The sequence below is a fragment of the Hyphococcus lacteus genome (assembly GCF_041058985.1).
GTDB classification, from domain to species: Bacteria; Pseudomonadota; Alphaproteobacteria; order Caulobacterales; family Parvularculaceae; genus Hyphococcus; species Hyphococcus lacteus.
In genome coordinates, this window is record NZ_JBEHZE010000001.1 from 197,716 (window position 1) to 217,753 (window position 20,038).

General features: G+C 50.5%; 11 protein-coding genes. 5 read left to right on the forward strand and 6 right to left on the reverse strand.

The window, feature by feature from the left end:
• Positions 1–149: 149 nt before the first annotated feature.
• The 6 genes from ABFZ84_RS00930 to ABFZ84_RS00955 form a co-directional block, all read right to left on the reverse strand.
• Positions 150–2,276, reverse strand: a complete 2,127-nt coding sequence (locus tag ABFZ84_RS00930; RefSeq protein ID WP_369311843.1) for an NAD-dependent epimerase/dehydratase family protein — start codon at positions 2,274–2,276, stop codon at positions 150–152.
• Positions 2,277–2,286: 10 nt separating this feature from the next.
• The gene (locus tag ABFZ84_RS00935; RefSeq protein WP_369311845.1) at positions 2,287–3,267 is read right to left on the reverse strand and encodes a glycosyltransferase; all 981 of its coding nucleotides are present in this window, start codon (positions 3,265–3,267) and stop codon (positions 2,287–2,289) included.
• A complete protein-coding gene (locus ABFZ84_RS00940) occupies positions 3,264–4,463 on the reverse strand; it encodes a glycosyltransferase family 2 protein (RefSeq protein ID WP_369311847.1) in 1,200 nt (399 codons plus the stop codon). The genes ABFZ84_RS00935 and ABFZ84_RS00940 overlap by 4 nt, the downstream gene beginning before the upstream one ends.
• 39 nt (positions 4,464–4,502) lie before the next feature.
• Positions 4,503–6,701 (reverse strand): AAA family ATPase, encoded by a 2,199-nt coding sequence (locus ABFZ84_RS00945; RefSeq protein WP_369311849.1) that lies wholly within the window; start codon positions 6,699–6,701, stop codon positions 4,503–4,505.
• A 68-nt stretch (positions 6,702–6,769) separates the two neighbouring features.
• Complete coding sequence (locus ABFZ84_RS00950; RefSeq protein WP_369311851.1) at positions 6,770–9,202, reverse strand: tetratricopeptide repeat protein; 2,433 nt, start codon at positions 9,200–9,202, stop codon at positions 6,770–6,772.
• Between the two features lie 67 nt (positions 9,203–9,269).
• Entirely contained in the window at positions 9,270–10,517 is a 1,248-nt protein-coding gene (locus ABFZ84_RS00955; RefSeq protein ID WP_369311853.1) for a WecB/TagA/CpsF family glycosyltransferase, read from the reverse strand.
• 482 nt (positions 10,518–10,999) lie between these two features.
• Between ABFZ84_RS00955 and xrtD the strand changes: the two genes are divergently transcribed.
• From xrtD to ABFZ84_RS00980, 5 genes are all read left to right on the forward strand, one after another.
• The gene (xrtD, locus tag ABFZ84_RS00960) at positions 11,000–12,625 is read left to right on the forward strand and encodes a VPLPA-CTERM-specific exosortase XrtD (protein ID WP_369311855.1); all 1,626 of its coding nucleotides are present in this window, start codon (positions 11,000–11,002) and stop codon (positions 12,623–12,625) included.
• Between the two features lie 319 nt (positions 12,626–12,944).
• Positions 12,945–14,588 carry a GumC family protein gene (locus ABFZ84_RS00965; protein ID WP_369311857.1) on the forward strand — a complete coding sequence of 548 codons (1,644 nt, stop codon included), beginning with the start codon at positions 12,945–12,947 and terminating at the stop codon, positions 14,586–14,588.
• A 35-nt stretch (positions 14,589–14,623) separates the two neighbouring features.
• Positions 14,624–15,478 carry a CpsD/CapB family tyrosine-protein kinase gene (locus tag ABFZ84_RS00970; protein ID WP_369311859.1) on the forward strand — a complete coding sequence of 285 codons (855 nt, stop codon included), beginning with the start codon at positions 14,624–14,626 and terminating at the stop codon, positions 15,476–15,478.
• Positions 15,479–15,668: 190 nt separating this feature from the next.
• Positions 15,669–16,736, forward strand: a complete 1,068-nt coding sequence (locus ABFZ84_RS00975) for an efflux RND transporter periplasmic adaptor subunit (protein ID WP_369311861.1) — start codon at positions 15,669–15,671, stop codon at positions 16,734–16,736.
• Positions 16,733–20,032 (forward strand): efflux RND transporter permease subunit, encoded by a 3,300-nt coding sequence (locus ABFZ84_RS00980; protein WP_369311863.1) that lies wholly within the window; start codon positions 16,733–16,735, stop codon positions 20,030–20,032. The genes ABFZ84_RS00975 and ABFZ84_RS00980 overlap by 4 nt, the downstream gene beginning before the upstream one ends.
• Positions 20,033–20,038 lie beyond the last annotated feature (6 nt).

Below are 20,038 nucleotides of genomic sequence, written 5' to 3' on the forward strand. Positions count from 1 at the left end.
TTGTTCCTAAGAAAGCGGTTTTTTCCGCCCACAGAGTTTAATGAATTGAATTTAATATAGACGAATCCCCACAGATATCGCGATATTCTGGGGCATGTTAGAGATTGAAAAGTTTTCTAACATGTTCAGTTAACCATATGCGGGGTTATTTACTTTTTGTTTAGGCCGAACAAATTCGCATTGGTAATGCCGCGTTCAATGAAACGCGTACGATCGGATTCCGGCAACCAACCAAGTATTTCTTTCGCTTTCTCATTTCGATAAGGGGAAAGCTGCGCACGAGATTTCCAATCCCGCATGCTCGGTTTTGTAAGCCCACTGCGCTTAGCCAGAACACGCTTCAACCAGTATTTGATGACATCAACCGTATAATAGGTCCATATCGGTGTCGGCTGCGCACGCATTGCGACCCCCGCCCCGTCCTCAATAGCCTTGAAGTAATCTTGGCCACTCAACAATGGATCACCAATCAGATTAAATGACTTTCCAGCTGCGTTTTCGGCTTGCATTGCCGCTACAAGCCCATCTGCGACATCGTCGACTAGGACAAATGGCATGATATTGCGACCATCCCCCCAAAGTTTACACGCTGTAGCCCCACGCCACATCGCAATTCCCCAATGTTGCAATGGGCCACCTTTGCCAATCACAATACCAGGCCGCACAATAACAAGTGGCAACCCGCGCGTAGCCGCAAGGTCGTTCAACTCCATCTCACAGGCCGCTTTAGATCTTGCGTATAAATTGCGTCGCTCAAGATCGTGGTCAAATGGCGTATCTTCAGTGATAGGACGATCCGCCTGAGATGCATCATAAGAATCGATAGTCCCCGTATAAACTAAACGCTCAACACCCGCAGCGAGGCAAGCCTCACCGATGCGGCGGGTAACAGCGACATCATTTTCAAGATACCCTTCCCAGCTCGCTTCTGTTGCCTTCGCAAGGTGATAGACGCCGGTAACGCCATCCATGGCCATGGTCAAATCTGTGTCGGATTTGAGACTGCCAGTAAAAACAGAGATACGGTTGTCGGTTCTTTCGAACCCCGCCCCACGACCACGCGAAAATACTCGAACATGATACCCCTCATCCGCAAGCGCATGACATAGGGCACGACCAATAAACCCCGTACCGCCAATGACCAACATGGTCATATCGTTTGACGGCTTAGTTTCATGGGTTTGTGGCTGTTGGGTCGGAATAAATTTCGGCGTGGCTTGTTCCGTTGCGACTTCTATCAATTCGATGGTTCTTGCCGCCAAGCCCGCTGATAAGCGCCGGTCCACGGGCTCCCCGCTAGCAAGTGATTGATAAAAACTTTCGATGGCGCGGTGAATTGATAGGCCATACGGTGCTTGAGCATTTAAAGATTTTGTCTGCCGAATTGCGTTCGTGATGCCCGTTTTTAATGACTGCCCCGCGAGCGAGAATTGACGCATCAAAGGCGCAACGACAATGTCTTTCATTGAGGCTTGCTCAATACGATAGGCGTCTTCAGCAAAGTCATATTGGGCAACGGCCCCAATTCCCCTCACCCGTAAGCTGCGATTATCGTGCCCCTCAACGAGTGAAAGATTGAGCGTAACCGCAGCGCCCATTGCTGTACCGGTTATCTGCCAATTTTGATGATGGGTAATGCCACCTGGAATTACGATTGGGTTTCGTAGCTCGACCGAGACATTTTCCAATTCACCAAAAATGTCAGCCACAAATGCAAACAAATGTGGCCCCAATTCAAACAGTAAGTTTTGTGGCTGACGAAGCATCCAAAGACTAAATGGTCCCGATCGGAGCGGCGTAAGCGGAAATTGCCAATTTGCCTCAAATGTATCAATCGGACCAATAGTTTTATTTTTTATGGCCGCTTTCAATTTGTCGTAGGAAGGCAGCATCAAAAAATTATGGTTCACACCGAGCGCTACATTTTTCTCCGTAGCCAGCGCATCAAGACGATGACATTCCGCAGCATTCAACGCAAATGGCTTTTCCACAAAGGCCGCGACGCCCGCGTTTAAAATCTGCTCAGTGGCTGCTCTGTGATGGTTGGGCGGTGTGAGTACGTGAATGCAGTCTGCCACATTCGCCGCCAGCATTTCTTCGAGCGAGGTGAAAACATTTGGCGCGCCATATTGATCTGCAAGGTTTTTCGCCGCATTGAGCGACAAGTCACAAACGGCGGTAATTTCAACATTGGGCAAGCGTCGCAAAACATTACCATGCCAGGATGAAATATAACCCGCCCCTAAAAGGGCCGCTCTTATAGGCTTGTTTTGCATGTCCAACCGTTCACTTATATTCAACAATGCCGATATTCCGGCGCTTTAGCTTTTTAACCCGATAATCGATTATTCCTTTCAGATTAGGAAATTTCGACAAGGTCATAAATAATGCCGCCAAGGTGGCGTGCTGTGCCGCAATACCGGCCGCTATTAATCCGCTTCGTGTTCGGAATAAAGAAAGCGGATAGAGAAACAACAAAAGAAGACTCAGCCCCCATGTCATTGGTACCAATAACAAAGACAAAACCGGCAAGAAAAACCCCCATCCCCAAGCGCGACGGCGCTGGGCCTTGAAATAGCCGGGATGAATTTCACCTAATTGAGCAAAGGCATGACCGGCCCTCACCATCCGTTGCCACCACTGCCTAAAGTGATGAATGTCTGCGTCATGGAGGCACATATCGGCGTCGATGCGAAGGATTCTCGAGCCGTCTTCACGAACGCGGACACAAAAATCATCATCTTCCGCCGCGATAATCGTTGGATTGAATCCGCCGACAGATTTAAAATTCTTGGTGCGTACAAGAAAAATTCCGCCACATGCAGAAATTTCGCCGATAGGCCCATTCCATTCAATTTCACATAGGCGGTTGTATATCGTTGCCTCAGGGAAACGCTCTCGGCAACGCCCTGTGACAATAGCAGTATCTTGATTTTTTTCTAAATGTCGATTGGCGGACGCAACGAACCCGTCACACAAAATACAATCGCCATCAATGAACATGACACGTTCTGTATCCGGCCATTTTGCGATCAGCGCATCAAAACCAGCATTGCGGGCGCGCGCCGCCGTGAAGGGAATGTCGGTCGTTAGCTCTACTACGTTTGCGCCTTTCCCTTGGGCAAATTCTACACTGTCATCATGAGATCCGGAATCAACATACACAACCCGCTCGCCGACGGATAACAGCGCCTCCAGACATGCCTTAAAGCGGCCGCCTTCATTTCGACCGATCGCTACGAACCCAACGGATGACGCATCTGTCATTGATCGTCCTCACGAGATGCATCCCGGGTCGGCGTCCAACGTTTTGCGCTGGCGCGGCCTTTTGCGCCAAAAACAGCTGCCTTTGACATCACAAATTGCAACACTCCACCAAGCGACTCTGGCGGAAGTGCCTCTCGGCCAAAGCGATGCCACCCCACAATGATAGCGCCACCCGTCAACATCAGCGCCCATAATGCAAGAATGAGCGGTAGTGGATCACCACTAATAGGCCACGCCAACATCCCAATGCCCGCGACAGCAACCAACAAAATAGAAAAAATTGTCAGTGGAGGAATCATCAAATCGATCGCCGCACCAATCAATGCGCGCCTTTTTGTAAATACCCCTTCGATCAGCGTCGAAATGCAAGCACGGAATGCGAACCGCATCGAACCAATTGACCAACGCGCGGATTGCCGCGCAAGGGCATCATCACCGGTCGGAAACTCACTAGTAACAATCGCATCGCTTATCAAAACTGGCGATTGCCCAATACGGATTAAGTCAAATGTCAGCGACAAATCTTCGACAATTTCACCGCTTCCCAAATGGATATTTTTTATCCCATCCCACGAAACGGCTAAGCCAGCCCCGGTAAAGCGCGTAACATCAAAAAGGCGCTGTAATCCACGCATACGGACATTATTGATGAAAGCCCATGCAAATTCCGAAACTTGTAAACGCGGGCTGGCCTCAGCTGGCGCACGCATCAGATATAGCGCCTGCGCCGGTCGGCCAAGTGTTACGGCACAATGCACAATACACGAAAGCGCATTAGGCCCGAACTGACAATCGGCATCGGTGAATACTACCATTTCCGGTGGTGTGTCCCGTAACGCATCAAGCGCAAACTGCAGCGCATAACCTTTGCCGCGATTTTCTGGGTCCGTGCGCTCTAAAACGCGAGCGCCAAACCCACGCGCGACCTCTGCGGTGTCGTCAGTGCAATTATCCGCGACCACGAGTACTTGGTCTCCTTCGCGCAGTTGGTCGTTGATATTTCCAAGCGTCGTGCCGATTGAACTGGCTTCGTTATGAGCCGGAATAATTACAACCACCGGGCCAACGGCAACCGCGTTATCGCTTCGTGTCTTCGCTGGCAGTATTGCCGCTACGGTTTCGAGCGCTAAAAAAATCGCCAGAAACAACGCCGTTACGGCTAGCGCAAAAGCAAAGAGAAAAACAAGAAAGCTCATAGTACGGACCAGTTCTGCGGTCGATCACCACGCAATGAGTTAGCGTGTTGGGCGGCTACCACCCGTCCAGAAACGTAGAACCCCAAGACACTGAGGTATCCGGCCAAAAACTGCTCCGAATGCACCGCGCCATCCTTCGATACTAAAGACACCACGTCTTAATACACTCGCAAAGATTTTTATGCCGTAAACCGCCGCCCCTAATAGCAATATACCAAGAGCAACCAAAGGTGCGGGCGTGAGCGGTGCAAACATAGATGCCGCAAGCCCACCAAGCCCTGCCGCCAAAACAATCGATATCGGAATTGCGCCGCCCCATAACACAGAAAACACTGTGTCGTTTACGCCGTGACGTTCTGGTGGGCTACCATGCAGCGACATAGCATAAGCACTATCAAATCCTGACTGAATTGACCGTTGCCACCAGCCATTTCCAGCACCGCGCCGTGGCTCATGGATGATCATATCTGCATCGAGCCGCCATATATGTGCCCCACGTCGACGCTGGCGAATGCAAAGATCGTCCATTTCACAGGCCAGCAGATCACCCCGATAACCGCCGGCAGCCTCAAAAGCATCCGTTCTGACGAATGCCGCATTTCTGGCAACCGTTACGATCTCGCCAGGCGTTTCATTCTTTTTTTGACCTGCAAGTGTCGCAAACACAGGCGCCGCACCTGTTCGCCTGATCGCACGACCTTCAATAATCGCTACTTCAGGGCGGCGATTCATAAATTTCTCTGCCGAACCCAACCAATCTGGATCGAGCACACAATTCACGTCAATGAACTGAACATAACGGATATGGGGCGCTATTTTCTTTAGCTGGCGATAGCCAGCATTACGCGCGCGCCCACTGGACGGTGCCGCTTTTCCGCCCTGCTCTGCGATAATCGCACCAGCGTTACGCGCCGCCGCCATTGCTTCCGGCATTGCCCCCATAGGAACAAATACGATAGCGCGCCCATTCCCTGCGGATCGGATTGCGGCTTCTGGAGAAATCTTAGGATCAATACCCAATACAACCACACCAGTAATTGCACTTGGTTCGTTTTCAGAACGCTCGCGCGCCGGTGCCGATTGCGTCGTCGGTTCGCGCTTTGCTGTTGCGGCCTTTTTTGCGTGCGCAACAGGCGGCGAGGTTCTCGATTTCGGCGCTGGGTTCGGTTTCGCCGGTGCCTCCGGCCTTTGTGTAATATTTGTTTTTACATCGCCTAATGTTTTAACAGATAAATGCGCTTCTTTTTGCGCATCGCGTTCAACTGACGATGGGATCTCAGTGCTTGGTGCGGGTTGCTCATCGCGCGTTGCACGTGCCTGCTCTGTCAGCTCTTGTAAATCCGGGTCGTGCTCTCCAACGAAGGCATCCGGCCCCTCGCCGTCTTTGTTTTCAATCGGTCCCGCAAGCGGTTCATTCGACGCGATGCCAAACACACCATAAGCTTTTTTATCGCGAATGACGTTACGAATTGTCTCAACCCCAACAACCAAGTCTTCGCCCGAAAAGGCGTAGACCAAAGCTGTATCCGCAATCACATTGATCACGCGCGGCACGCCGCGGGATTGTTCCGCAATCACGTCAATTGCGCGCTCGGTGAAAATTCGGCGCTTGCACCCCGCGATAGTAAGACGGGTTTCAATATAGGCGTGAACTTCGTCGCGGCTAAGCGGTGTAAGATGAAAGTCAGAACCAACCCGCTGGGTAAGCTGTAACAATTCTGGCCGGTTCAAAACGTCTTTCAACTGCGGCTGACCGACAAGAATAAGTTGCAAGAGCTGATCTTTACCGGCGTTGATATTCGACAACAGGCGTAGCTCTTCGAGCATATCCATTGAGAGGTTTTGCGCCTCGTCGATGATCAGGACGATACGTTTGCCCTTTGCATATTCACTAATGAAAAAGCTCTGGAGCTGAGAGAATAACGCTACATGACCTGAATCAGTGAACGGCTCACCAAAAGCCATCAAAACCCAACTTAAAAGATCGCCGCGCCCTTCCTGAACGTTTGAAAGTAGCGCAACGGTATGGGTGTCAGACAATTGATCGAGTAGACGATGCAACAACGTGGTTTTGCCGCAACCGACCTCGCCGGTGATTACCGAAATACCTGCGTGATTTAAAACGCCATACTCCAGCATCGCATAGGCAAGACGGTGCGTTCGGCCCCAATATAAAAATGACGGGTCCGGCTGAATGGAAAACGGCTTCTCCGTCAGGCCGAAAAACTGTTCGTACATAGTCGTAAAGCTCTCGATCGGCGATTAGGTCGCCAACACATACTGGGTCAGCCGGTTTCCTAGTCTGATTACATTTGATCTAAAAGTCCGCGAACCTCGTTTTCGTAGCCAAAGCTCGATCCACCCGCGCTGAGTGCACTTTCAAGAGTGGTTTTTGCGGATTCTTTATCCCCATTGGCGAATTGCGCCGCTCCGAGATGATAAAGCATCTCTGCATTATCCCCCGCTCCCTCAACAGCTTTGGTCAAATACTCCACCGCCGTTGCATAATTTCCGGCCCGGTAATTCGCCCAACCGACAGTGTCGCTGTAATAGGGATTATCAAGTTCAGCAATCGTCTTGGAAACCTCCAAAGCACGCGCGATGCTCGCCGCATCCGTACGCAGATCGCTCGAAAGACTAACGAAATTATTTGCGATGATACGATCCGTTGGTCGCGCTTCGATCAATTCGTCATAAAGCGCAAGTGCGGCCTCACGATTACCCTGGTTCAATAAAACGTCGGCTTTGAAAACTCGCAACGCCTCGCTATCGGGTTCTGCGCGCAAACCCCGTTCAATCAATGATGCGGCCTCTTCGCGTCGTCCGTCAGCCAAATATGTTCGGTACAAGAGCTCAAATGCTTCCGCCCGCGCTGGGTTACGTTCGGTTGCGTCAATCAAAGTGGCCTCGTAACCATCCAAGTTTTCTTGAGCAACCTGCACCCGAGCAAGCAAAATCCGAGCGTCGTAATTATCTTCGTCAGTCTCAATAATACGTTCGAGCAGGTCTTTTGCTTCTTCCGTACGATCTTCTTTAATATAAGCTGTAATCAAAGCCGTCAGTGGGCGGCTTTTTAACGGCGCACTCTCGTTTTGCGCTGATAATGTCTCAATCACGCTATCAAAATCTTGCAACCCGACATAAGCCGCAGACTTAATACTTGATGAAAGCTCCCCACTCTTTCCAATTGCTTCGATTTGAGTGGCAACTTCCTCAGCGCCGCGCCAGTCCTGACGCGACAAACGGATAGATGCTAAAAGCTGTAAATTATCGACGTCGGTTGGATGAGTCGAAAGAGAGTCCTCAAGAACTTGCTCAGCTCTATCGACGTTTTTCCGACGCAGCAAGAAACGCGCATAGCGGTTTGTAATTTTCGGGTCACGCTTACTTGAATCATACGCCTTCGCCAATTCAGATTGCGCGAAACTAAAGTTGTCTTGGCGTTCAAATGCCGCTGACATTAGAATCATCGCGTCATATGCATCAGGGCTATTGTTCAATGCTGTCCGCAAATTGACGATGGCTTGGTCATATTCTTCGTCGTCAATCTGAAGTGCAGCAAGCTTGATCAGCGCATCAGTATTACGGTCATCGGATGCAAGGATTTCATCAATGATCGGCTTTGCTTTATCTTGCTCGCCATTCGCCAAGTAAGATGCCGCAATTTTATTCTTTGCACGGAATGCAATGTCCTGCTCTTTGTTGCCTGCCAATTCTTCAAGCTGAGCATCAGATTTCTCGCGCTCTCCTTCGCCGAGGTAAAAATCAGCAAGCGCAAATTTCAGCTGCGTATCGCCAGAATCCGCCTCAATATATGACTTCAACTTTGCTTCCGCAGCGGATGAGCCTTTTGCAACTTTTACAATCCGGACCACATCAAGCTTAGCGTCAAGGCTCTCCGGATTTAGATCGACAATCGCTTCAAGTTGAGCCTGCGCGCCGTTCAGATCTTTGCGCGCTATCAATTCATTCGCGTAAACGCGACGGTAGGCAGATTGGTTAGGGAATAAATCAATTAATTTCGCATATGCTGAGTGGGCTTCATCATCACGGCCCAATGTTTTCAACGTATGTATCCGCAATAATTGCAACATAGCGACCTGCGGATTGAGATCGAGCGCTTTGTTCAATTCCGCCAACGCCGCTTCGCGATCGCCCTTCACAGTTAGGTCCGTGACCACCACCGTGACAGCTTCCGCGTTTTTGGGGTCTTCCGCCAAAACTTCACGAGCAAGCGCAACAGCACCTGCATTATCGCCAATTTTTAGAAGAATTCCCGATTTTAAGCTTTTCGCGTCTGTATTGTTCGGATCAAGTTCTAGGGCTTTGTCGGCTTTTTCTAGCGCACTAGTTTCATCACTACTGATCAGGAATAGTTTTCCGAGACGGATTTGAGCATCAATCTGGGTTGGATCGAGACGCACAGTCCGCTGAAGAAAGCCAAACATCGCCTCGAAATCCTGGCGCCGTTCTGCAATTTCCGCGAGGCCAAGAAGTGTAGGAACGTGTTCTTCATTATTTTTCAGAGCATTTTGATATTGGATATACGCTTTCGCGAGGTCACCCTCTTCAAGGAATTCTGTGCCTTCCTTGCTGTAACGTTCCGCTTTTTCCTCTGGTGATGCGCAGGCCGATGCCATCGCAAGTGCAGAAACCGCCAGCAACCAAGTTGCCGCCTGTTTTTTCGCCGAATTTTTGGCCGCAGCTCGCGGACGTCTAAAAGTGCCTGTCGTCAACATCTTCCCCTACCTTTGTCGCTAAGATTGCTCGGTTTGCCACTATTGCATGTTCGATACAATGAAACTCTTAACTTGCTATTTGCTGAACTGGTAATTTATCCAGTATTTTCAACTCTCTGGCATTTACCAACCGATAGTTCATGTTGTTCGAACGCAAAAGCGACTGAAGAGAACGTCTTGCACCCGCTATTTGAAGAACAACTGGTGCCCCCATAAGGTTCTTTTCGAGCATCAAAAGCTGTCCCAGAAAGGCACGATCAACGGCCTGTAACTCAGCAAAATCAAGAACAATCGCTTTTGCACCATGGTCTTGAGACGCTGAAACGGCCTGACGAAATGCTTCGCGCACGCCGCGCAGATTATGACGAGTGAGTACACCGGACAGCCGAACAACAATGTTCCCAGCGGCGTCTTGCGGTTCAGTGGTTGCTACACCCTCGCCCGCGAGTTCTTTTGCGCCCGTCATTTGTTTCGCAAAATCCGTAATTGCGATCTTGGCCAAAGCCAAACCGTCATCGAAATAACGACGCCATAGCGCTGGCTCTTCTTTAATACGCCACAACCATTCAAGACCTGAACGTTGGACCCATTCCGGCGCGCGTTCGATACCGCCAGCCGTGAAATCAACGACCGCACCCAAATGCGCAGTGACTGGTGCGTTCAATCGGTCTCGGTTGAATTCAATCCATGCCTGACCTTTGGCTGCACCAAGAGCAACCATCACGAAATCCGGGTTTGCAGCATTAATCTCTTCAATAATGGCGTCCGTGCTCATGCTTTCGACATCACCGAAACCAGGATTGATCCAGCCCACAGCTTCAACGCCGCGATTTTCAGTATTGAGCGCGTTGGTTGCTTGCTCCGCTGCGCCCTCCCGTCCGCCAAAGAAAAACACCTTAAGCTTACGGCCACCGAAACTGGGGCGACGACGTAATGCTTCAAAAACATCGGAACCGGCGACCCGTGAAGAAACCGGCAATCCCAGCATTTTCGCCATTTTGACCAGCGGTGCACCATCAATAACGCTAAGATCAGCGTTAAGCAGCTCCGCTCGGGCTTTTTTGTCTTTATTTGCACGAACGAGAAAATTCACATTTGGCGTAATAAAAGAAAGGCGCTTTCCGCTCCGCGCTGAATCTTCGATCATGCCGACCGTGCGATCAATATCAGCAATATCGATCGGCAATCCCATTAAACACCACACATCGCGATCGAAATCGTCTTTACGCAGCGCCGATATTTCAGCCGAAGGAGATGTGAGCCCGTTTTGGGCTTCTGCCGGGCTTACTATTTTATGTGTGCGGGTCTCATTCATGAACGTTTGGTGCCGTTTATTGTCATTAACGCGTTAACGTCGTTTCAGTTCTGAACTCTTTGCGCGGTAATTACGTTTCCAAGTTCAATCTCGAGACGACATGAGCAAGCTACGGGCCAAATTCGCGTGAAACGTGTTTTTAACGAAAAATTTACCCCAAAACTGCCGGAAGCAAAGCCTTATCGGCATTCGCGTCAAAATGCGTGCTTTTGCGCAGGTACCGGTTACTGAAACTAAGGTTCTGAATTTTTTAAGATATTTACCTTAACGCAGAACAATTATGATTAATATCCCGAGGCCTAAGAATAGGGCTTAAAACCCCTTAACCTTCGATCGTGCTTTACTTTGATCGGCACCATATGAATTGATCTACGGCATTGAATTTGCTGTTTAGCTGAGAAAATGGTTGTAACCGCGCCAAAGATGCGGAAACGAAACGGAGGGGTTCAAGCCCCTGAAACGCAGGAAACAAGACGCCCCTCATGAGTGACACCCCATCAGAGCAATCCCTTCCGCCCAGCAATAAGTTTGAGCTCCGCCCAATCTACCTTTTGGTGATTTTGGCAGCAGCGTTCACATTCGCCTTTTGGGGCGGGATTGAAAACCTATTCAAACGCTGGGGCGAACAGGAAGAATTGAGCCACGGTTATTTTCTACCTGTTATTGCCGCATGGATGTTGTGGGCACGACGGGACGCATTGCTCGGCAGCCTCGGTAAGCCAGTAGCCCTTGGTTTGGTCGGTGTCGCCATTTCGGCACTTGTTCTCATTCTTTCAGAGCTGACCGTTACATCATTGATGATCTTTCAACATCTGGCGATGATCACTTTGCTCGCATCGCTGGCACTTGCACTTGGCGGCTGGAAAGTATTCTGGCTTTCGCTTCTACCGATCGGGTTCTTGTTATTCATGGTGCCGCCGCCCTACTGGTTCATCACCATCCTGTCACAACAGTTTCAGCTCTGGTCGTCGCAGCTCGGCGTTTTCATGATCGAGCTTCTAGGGATCCCGGTTTTTCTTTCAGGCAACATTATTGACCTTGGCGATTATAAACTTCAGGTCGCCGAAGCTTGCAGTGGTCTTCGCTATCTATTCCCATTCCTAAGCTTGGGCTTCTTGGCTGCGTATCTATTTAACGCCCCATTATGGCAGCGCGCCATCGTATTTCTTTCAACCATTCCGATCACCATCGTCATGAACAGTTTCCGCGTTGCGGCAACGGGCCTTCTCGTACAACGCTTTGGCCCAGAGCACGCTGAAGGATTTATTCACATGTTCGAAGGCTGGGTGGTCTTCTTGATGTGTCTTGCGATGCTGTTTGTTGTGATCGGCGTTCTGTCTCGCTTTTCGGGCAAAAAAGGGGTGACCGAGCTAATGGGTTTGCCGGAAATTCCGGCTCAACCCTCCTCAACGGTTTGGACAGAAAAAGCCTTCACGCTTTTTGCAGCCATTTCCATCGCGATCATTCTTGCTGCTGGGGCTTATGTACATTTCGGCACGTCGAACATCCTGAAAGTGCCTGAGCGCACGAGCTTAGCTGGGCTGCCTTATGAGTTCGAAGGCTGGACCAGCGACGTACAGAAGGTCGACAATGAAACCCTCGAAGTGCTTGGTGCAGATGATTACATCATCACCAACATGGTCAATCCGACTAATGAACACTTCAACCTTTATGTCGCCTATTTGAACATGCAGCGGCACGGTCATAGCTGGCACTCACCGCGCCAGTGCATCCCAGGTGGCGGTTGGCAAATAACCCAGCATGACGTGGTTCCTGTAGAATTGCCGGACGGCGACAAGTTCCATTATAACCGCATCATCATCGAGAATCGCGGCGTAAGACAACTTGTCTATTATTGGTATGATCAGCGCGGTCGGAAAATTGCCAATGAATTCGTGATGAAGTTCTTGCTAATTTTTGATGCAGTGAAATTACGCCGGACCGACGGCGCTATGATCCGCATTATGACCCCAATCGGGCGCGAGGAAGTCGTCTCAGAAGCTGATGAACGACTGATGGGCTACATGAAGGAGCTAAATCCAAAATTGCCGGCCTATGTGCCCCCTGCGGATGCCCCGGTCACACGTGAGTTCGATCCGGACGCGTAATAAGCGCGATTTTATTGGCAGAGATCTGTCACCCACCAAGGAACAGCTCTCTGCCTCATTTGTGACCTGATTTTAATTTAGCAGCCCGTTACCGCCCAGATTGGGCGGAAATGGCTATTCAGGGAAATAAATCGTCTAGCGCTTGCTAACGTCACCTTTAACATATTGTTCTATGATCATAATCCGTTCATCGAAACAGTGTGTACTAGGCTGTCGATTTGATCGATATGGGAGAAATCCCGTCAAAAAGAGCGTATAATTTCCGGACGAAAGCGCCGGTATGGCGTTAAGGCTACAGTAGGAACAGGACCGACCGACTATGGGCGACGAATTTACTCTTGAAGATGCGCTGATCATCCTTCAGCGGCGCTTTTTAGCGTTCATCTTACCGGTCCTTGTGTTTGCACCGCTCGGCGTTCTGACCGTGATGCTCCTGCCCGCTAAATATACCGCCCAAGGGACGATCCTCGTCGAGTCCCAACAGATTCCAACGGAGTTTATTCGCTCAACGATCAATGCCTACGCTCAGGAACGAATTCAAACTATTCGCCAGCAAGTCATGACGCGCAACCGCCTGTTAGAAGTTGCCGACGAGTATCAACTGTTTCCGCGCGAACTTGGCCTGTCCGAGAGCGAACGAGTTAAACTGATGCGCCAGCGGCTGAACGTTCAGCTCATTACCACAAGCGCCAATCGTGGAAGCCAAGGTGACGGAACCATCGCCTTTACGGTTGCCTATACAGACCGTGACGCGAGAAAATCGTTTCTTGTTGCGAACAAATTTATGACGCTTTTTATTGACGAAGATATTCGCACACGAACAACAAGTGCATCCAATACAACTGAATTTTTTGAACAAGAATCGACACGTCTACGCAACGCAGTTGCCGACATGGAAAACCGCGTATCAGAGTTTAAATCCCAAAATTCTGATGCCCTTCCCGAACACTTAAACATGCATCTCAATATGCTTGAACGTGCACGCGATGATTTTAGTAATGCACAAGCATCTATCACCCAACTCGAAGAAGAGCGGCGTTTCCTTGAATCTCAGCTCATCAGCGGTACAGCCGGTGACAACAGCATGTCCATGGAATTGACTCGGCTTGAATCGGAGCTCGCGCGGCTTCGTGCGACCTACCGCGATAGCTATCCGGAAATCATCGCAAAACGTGAAGAAATTGCATCAATCCGCCAACGGATGGCACCTAGCTCCGAAATCAAGAGATTGCGCGAAGCACTATCTACAAAAGAAGATGCGTTGATTGCCTTGGAGCGCGCAGAAGCCCCTGACCCAGAGGCAATAGCTGCTGCTGAAACAGAGGTTGAAACGGCGCGCGAAGCATTGAGCGAACGGATCAGCGACGAAACGCGCAAAGGGTCCCCTGATATCACTGGCGTACAACTTGAAGGCCGCATCGCGGTTATCGAGAACCGCATTCGTATGCTGCACAAAAAATCTGACGCCACACAAGAACAGATTATCTCTCTTGAACAGCGTATTGCCAAAACCCCAGAAGTTGAGCGTGGCCTTGCTAGTTTGACCCGTGATTACGAAAACTTGTTCGGTGAATATCAGGATGTTTTATCGAAGCAACAGGCTGCGCAGTTGGCAGAAAACCTTGAGATCAACAACCGCGCAGAAAAGTTTTCTACGCTGGAGCCGCCGCTACTTCCCGAGAAGCCGTCTAGCCCCGATCGGGCAAAACTTATCCTTCTAGCGCTCTTCGCATCACTAGGCGCAGGTGGCGTGGCCGCGTTTGGAATGGAGCTTTTTAAATCTCGGCTTCGCGGACGGGCGCATATTTCCAGCATTATTGACGGTCCACCGATTGCAGTTATCCCCTATATTCACGGCGAAAAAGACCGGACTGGCCGATTACCATTCCGCCTTCCTATCGGCGGCAAACGGAAGAAACCTCGTAGTGGCAGCCGTGGCAATGCTATGCCAGATGCAGTGTGACCTTGATTACAAAGTTTGAGAAATAAGGCTTCCCCATGGACCGAATTCGTAACGCAGTAACACGCGCCCGACACACTAGAGATGCCGGCACGCAAGAAGCGCCCAAGCCGGGGCCAACGCCGTATGAAAAAGTAACGGAACGCGCCCGGACAGCTGTGAAACCAGATACCGTACCGTCCGCCGAAGTTCCAATAGATGACCTTGCCCTGCCAACAATCGAATGTGATTTTGATCGTTTTGGTACGAACCGAATTATCGCGAACGAACAAGACCCTGTTCTCAACGCATACCGCGTATTGCGAACACGAGTTTTGCAAAAAATGGATGCTGAAGGGTGGAAGACCCTAGCCGTTGTCTCGCCCGGGTCTGGTGCCGGTAAAACAGTTACAGCTATCAATCTGGCAATTGCGATTAGCTCCAAAGCAGGCTCGCGAGCGACGTTAATCGATCTCGACTTTTACCGACCCAGTGTCGCGCGCTATCTCGGCCTGAAGGATTTTCCTTCTGTTCTCGACTTCTTTGAGGGACAGAGCGACTTTAGAAATGTGGCCGTGCGCCCTCAACTAAGTGACGTCGTTCTTGTTGCAAATGAGCGGGTAACCCGGCGTGGTGCTGAACACCTCACATCGGCTCGGGCAGATGAGATGATAGACAGTGCGGTCAATGATTTTAACTCACGCGTCGTTATTTTTGATATGTCCCCAATTTTGGGATGCGATGATACAATCGCCTTCCTTCCAAAGGTGGATTGCGTCCTTCTAGTTGCGGCCAGTGGTGACACTCGCGTCGACGAGCTTAAAGAGGCGCGTCGAATTCTCGGAAAAGCCAATATTCTCGGCACCGTATTGAACAAAGCGCCGTCTGCGTTCCTTCCCAATCAATACTACTAACGCCCCTCTCGTACCGACTGTTCAACCTCGGTGCGGGAAAGTGATCATTGTGTCATTATTGTCAGCAATAATCGGTTGGTGAAACTTGAAGCCCACCGGTAAACTACCCAGTATATTAACCCGTGAATGAAATATTCACTCCAAGGGGTTTTAACAACCTATTAGCTATCATCGGAACGAGCCAACCGACATGCAGATTTCTCAGCCCGTCAAACTTGCAGGCATCATCGTTGCTCTGATTGTGATCTATTTTTTGGTCCGCGGAATGTTCGGTGGTGGAGATACGCAAATAGAAGCCGCAGCAAGTCCCGACTTTACCGTGGTCACAGAGCTCACCGCCCCACTCGAATGGCGAGATGAAGTCACTGTCCGTGGCCGTACGAAAGCAGAACGGAAAGTAATCGTCAGATCAGAAACAAGCGGAAACATTATTGCGACGCCGACGGCGATTGGTGCGTTGGTTTCAGAAGGCGATGTGTTGTGTCGCCTGAGCGTCGATGCACGCCGTGCGCAGTTAGCCGAAGCCAATGCCGGTTTAGCCAAAGCGGAACTGGATTATAACGCAGCCGTAAAGCTAGGCGCAGATGGTTTCCGTTCAGAAACAGGTGTTGCCTCCGCCAAGGCCGTTCGCGATCAAGCCGTAGCGCAAGCTGAACGCGCTCGACTTGAGTTAGAAAAAACAAATATCGTCGCGCCGTTTGATGGAATTTACGACGCACGCCACGCAGAGACTGGTGATTTTCTTAGCATCGGCGATCCGTGTGCAACAGTTATTCAGCGCTCCCCATTTCTTGTGGTCGGCGCAGTTTCAGAACGCGACGTCAATAAAATATCCAAGGGTGATCGCGGCGTCGCAACACTTGCAACCGGTGAAACAATCGAAGGCATTATACGCTTTGTTGCAGCTTCGGCAGATCCGGCCACCCGTACATTCAATGTCGAGCTTGAAGTTCCAAACGATGATGGAGGTTTACGCGATGGTGTTACCGCAGAATTTACCGTTTTTGCAAAAGAACGCAGCGCACACCGTGTCCCGCGTTCGGCACTCATTCTAAATGATAATGGTGATCTCGGTATCCGTTCCCTTGATGATGGTAATATCGTCGAGTTTCAGCCCGTTAGGATGTTGGGGGAAACGCCCTCTGGCATATGGGTATCTGGCCTCGAAAAAGATGTTCGCCTGATCATAAGTGGACAGGGGTTTGTTTCATCCGGACAAAAGGTACAGGCCGTCGATAGCTCGGAGCATCCGTCGTGACTGGCTTAATCGACGCTGCTTTCTCGCGAACGCGCGTCGTCATGACTGCGCTTGTGGTCATGATCCTATTTGGGTTTGTTTCCTACAATACCATACCGAGAGAATCCGAGCCGGACATCACCGTCCCTATTGTTGCGATTACACTGCCATTGCCAGGTGTTTCACCTGAAGATGGTGAGCGTCTTTTGGTGCGTCCAACCGAGCTAGAACTTCAAAACGTCGAAGGCATCAAACAGATGGATGCCCTCGCCTATGATGGCGCGGCGCAAATCATTTTAGAATTCAATACAACGGTCGATATCGATCAGGCCGTTCTCGATGTTCGTGAAGCGGTCGATCGCGCGAAAGCCGAATACCCGTCTGATGCGGAAGAACCTGTCGTCTCTGAATTCAATGTTCAAAACCAATTCCCAATTCTCACGACGATTATATACGGCAATGCCCCGGAACGAGCACTTTTCCAAGCCGCAAAAGATCTAGAGGATCGACTGAGTGGCGTTTCGGGTGTTCTCGAGGCGAAGCTCACGGGCGCGCGGGAGGAATTGCTCGAAGTCATTGTTGATCCCCAAGTACTCGAGTCATATGGGCTTACAGAAATCGAAGTGGTCAATGCCGTTAATGCGAACAACCAATTGGTCACTGCTGGTTCTATAAAACAAGATGACGGCAGTTTCTCGATAAAAGCCCCCGGTTTGGTACGCAACGCCCAAGATCTGGCCTCAACGCCGGTCAGGGCCAATGGCGACAATGTCGTCACCATTGGCGACATCGCGCAAGTGCGCCGCACCTTTAAAGACCGCGAAGGCTACGCGCTTTTCAATGGTGAAATGGCCATCGGTGTTGAGCTGACCAAACGCGCTGGATCAAACATCGTTGAAACAATCGAAGAGGCCCGCGCGGCAGTCGAGGAAGAGGCCAAGTTTTGGCCCGCAACGATCCGATACGAATTTCTTAGTGATCAATCCATAACTGTAAAAGATAGCCTTGAGGGCCTGACCGCTTCAGTCATGACAGCGATCTTGCTGGTGATGGTCGTGATCGTGGCCGCGCTCGGATTGCGTTCTGCGCTCATGGTCGGGATCGCAATACCCACAACATTTTTGATGAGTTTTCTGTTTCTGTCTGTCTCTGGCTACACCCTCAATATGATGGTTATGTTTGGCCTCATTCTCGCGGTAGGGATGTTGGTCGATGGCGCTATTGTCATTGTCGAGTATGCCGACCGGCGAATGGCCGAAGGTGCAGACCGAAAAACCGCCTATCTTGAAGCATCAAAACGTATGTTCTGGCCGGTGATCACCTCGACGGCGACAACACTCGCTGCTTTTGTGCCGTTCCTTTTCTGGAATTCTGTTCCCGGACAATTTATGCGGTACTTACCGCTGACATTGATATACGTCTTGCTCGGCTCACTTGTCGTTGCCCTTATTTTCCTTCCCGTCCTCGGGTCGCTATTCGGCATCCCTGATTGGATGAAGCGCCGGATGAAGCTAAAAGGGAAAACCGAGGGGCCACCAAAGCAATATGAAGTTGATGAAGTCGATCCCACGACATTATCAGGGCCGGTTGCTATCTATTCGCGTGTACTCAAGAATCTTGTTGGCAGACCCGTACTTGTCGGCTTTGCGGCCTTCGGTCTCGCCTTTGTTTGTCTTGAAGCCTTCAAGGCTGCTGCCCCAGAAGTTGAGTTTTTCATCCGGAGTGATGATGAGCAAATCAATGCATTGGTTCTAGCGCGGGGTAATTTGTCTCCTGAACAAAAAATCAATGTCGTCAGGGAGGTCTCTGCACGCCTCGACGATCACCCAGCCATCGAACATATCTACATCCAAACCGGCCCCGGCCTATCACGCAGCACAGAACTTCCGGCGGAAACCATTGGTCAGGTCGGTATCGACCTCGTTAGCTATTCCAATCGCAAGCATTCCCAAATTATTGTCGATGAATTGCGCGCCCGCGTACAAGATGTTCCCGGCGTGCTCGTCGAAGTGCGACAGCGCGAAAGCGGCCCCCCCGTCGGAAAGGACGCGCAAGTCGAAATTACCTCGCCAGATTTTGAAGCAATGGTTGCCGCCGCGAAAAAGGTCCGAACATTTGTCGATGAATCGACCATCATTGCGAATGGGCAGGAAGTGCCTGCCTATATGGACCAAGAAGATACGCTACCATTGCCCGGTATCGAATGGTCAATGGAAATTGATCGCGCCTTGGCCGGGCGATACGGCCTTTCAGTACAGCAAGCAGGTGCGGTTCTTCAGTTTGTGACCGATGGCCTTTTGATCGACAAATACCGCCCATCAGATTCAGACGACGAAATCGACATTCGCGCGCGCTATCCAGAAGAAAATCGAAACATCTTCGCGCTTGATGCTGTTCGAGTCCAAACGCCCCAAGGGTCAGTACCGCTTTCCAATTTCGTAACCCGCGAGGCAAAGCCGCAAGTTGACCGTATTGTCCGTCGCAACGGCAAACGTGTCATCGACGTAAAAGCAAACGGTAATACCCTCGTTGAGGGACATACGGTTAGTCAGGACCGCGCTATTAGCCATATGAAAGAATGGCTAGAAACCGGCGCATTGGGCCCCGATGTGAACTGGGTCATGCGCGGTGCGGATGAAGACGCCAATGATGCGGCCGCCTTTTTTCAAGGTGCGATGGCATCGGCGTTGTTCATGATCGCAATGATCCTGCTATTGGAATTTAACAGTTTCTATCATGCCGCCCTTACGTTGACCGCTGTCGTTATGTCCGTCTTCGGTGTTTTGTTATCGATCGCGCTTACGGGTCAGTATGTAAGTATAATAATGACCGGAACCGGCATCGTCGCACTCGCGGGGATCGTCGTTAATAACAACATCGTCCTGATTGATACTTACCAATATCTACGGCGCAAAGGCTTGCCCGTCGAAGAGGCCGTTGTCCGAACAGCCGCACAGCGTATCCGCCCAGTGCTACTTACCACAGCAACCACCATTCTCGGCCTGTTGCCCATGGTATTTGAAATTAACGTAAATTTCGCGGCTGGCACAGTCACTCATGGCTCAACCACATCCAGCTGGTGGGTGCTGCTCTCGTCAGCCGTTGTTTTCGGACTCGCGTTCTCGACGGTTTTAACGCTTATCCTGACACCAGTAATGCTCGCAGCGCCAGCCGTTTTGCGAGGCCGAGCGCCAATGATTAAACACGCGATAGTTGGCACATATCGATGGGGACAACGTCAGATCGGGATGACGCCCAAAACGAGCACACATTCCAACGCTAAAAAAGATACCGACTATCAGCAGGCTGCAGAATAAATTCCG

Excerpts from the sequence above, each read along its gene's own strand:
- ABFZ84_RS00930 (WP_369311843.1), bottom strand. The coding sequence starts at position 2,276 with ATGCAAAACAAGCCTATAAGAGCGGCCCTTTTAGGGGCGGGTTATATT.
- ABFZ84_RS00935 (WP_369311845.1), bottom strand. The coding sequence starts at position 3,267 with ATGACAGATGCGTCATCCGTTGGGTTCGTAGCGATCGGTCGAAATGAA.
- ABFZ84_RS00940 (WP_369311847.1), bottom strand. The coding sequence starts at position 4,463 with ATGAGCTTTCTTGTTTTTCTCTTTGCTTTTGCGCTAGCCGTAACGGCG.
- ABFZ84_RS00945 (WP_369311849.1), bottom strand. The coding sequence starts at position 6,701 with ATGTACGAACAGTTTTTCGGCCTGACGGAGAAGCCGTTTTCCATTCAG.
- ABFZ84_RS00950 (WP_369311851.1), bottom strand. The coding sequence starts at position 9,202 with ATGTTGACGACAGGCACTTTTAGACGTCCGCGAGCTGCGGCCAAAAAT.
- ABFZ84_RS00955 (WP_369311853.1), bottom strand. The coding sequence starts at position 10,517 with ATGAATGAGACCCGCACACATAAAATAGTAAGCCCGGCAGAAGCCCAA.
- xrtD (WP_369311855.1), top strand. The coding sequence starts at position 11,000 with ATGAGTGACACCCCATCAGAGCAATCCCTTCCGCCCAGCAATAAGTTT.
- ABFZ84_RS00965 (WP_369311857.1), top strand. The coding sequence starts at position 12,945 with ATGGGCGACGAATTTACTCTTGAAGATGCGCTGATCATCCTTCAGCGG.
- ABFZ84_RS00970 (WP_369311859.1), top strand. The coding sequence starts at position 14,624 with ATGGACCGAATTCGTAACGCAGTAACACGCGCCCGACACACTAGAGAT.
- ABFZ84_RS00975 (WP_369311861.1), top strand. The coding sequence starts at position 15,669 with ATGCAGATTTCTCAGCCCGTCAAACTTGCAGGCATCATCGTTGCTCTG.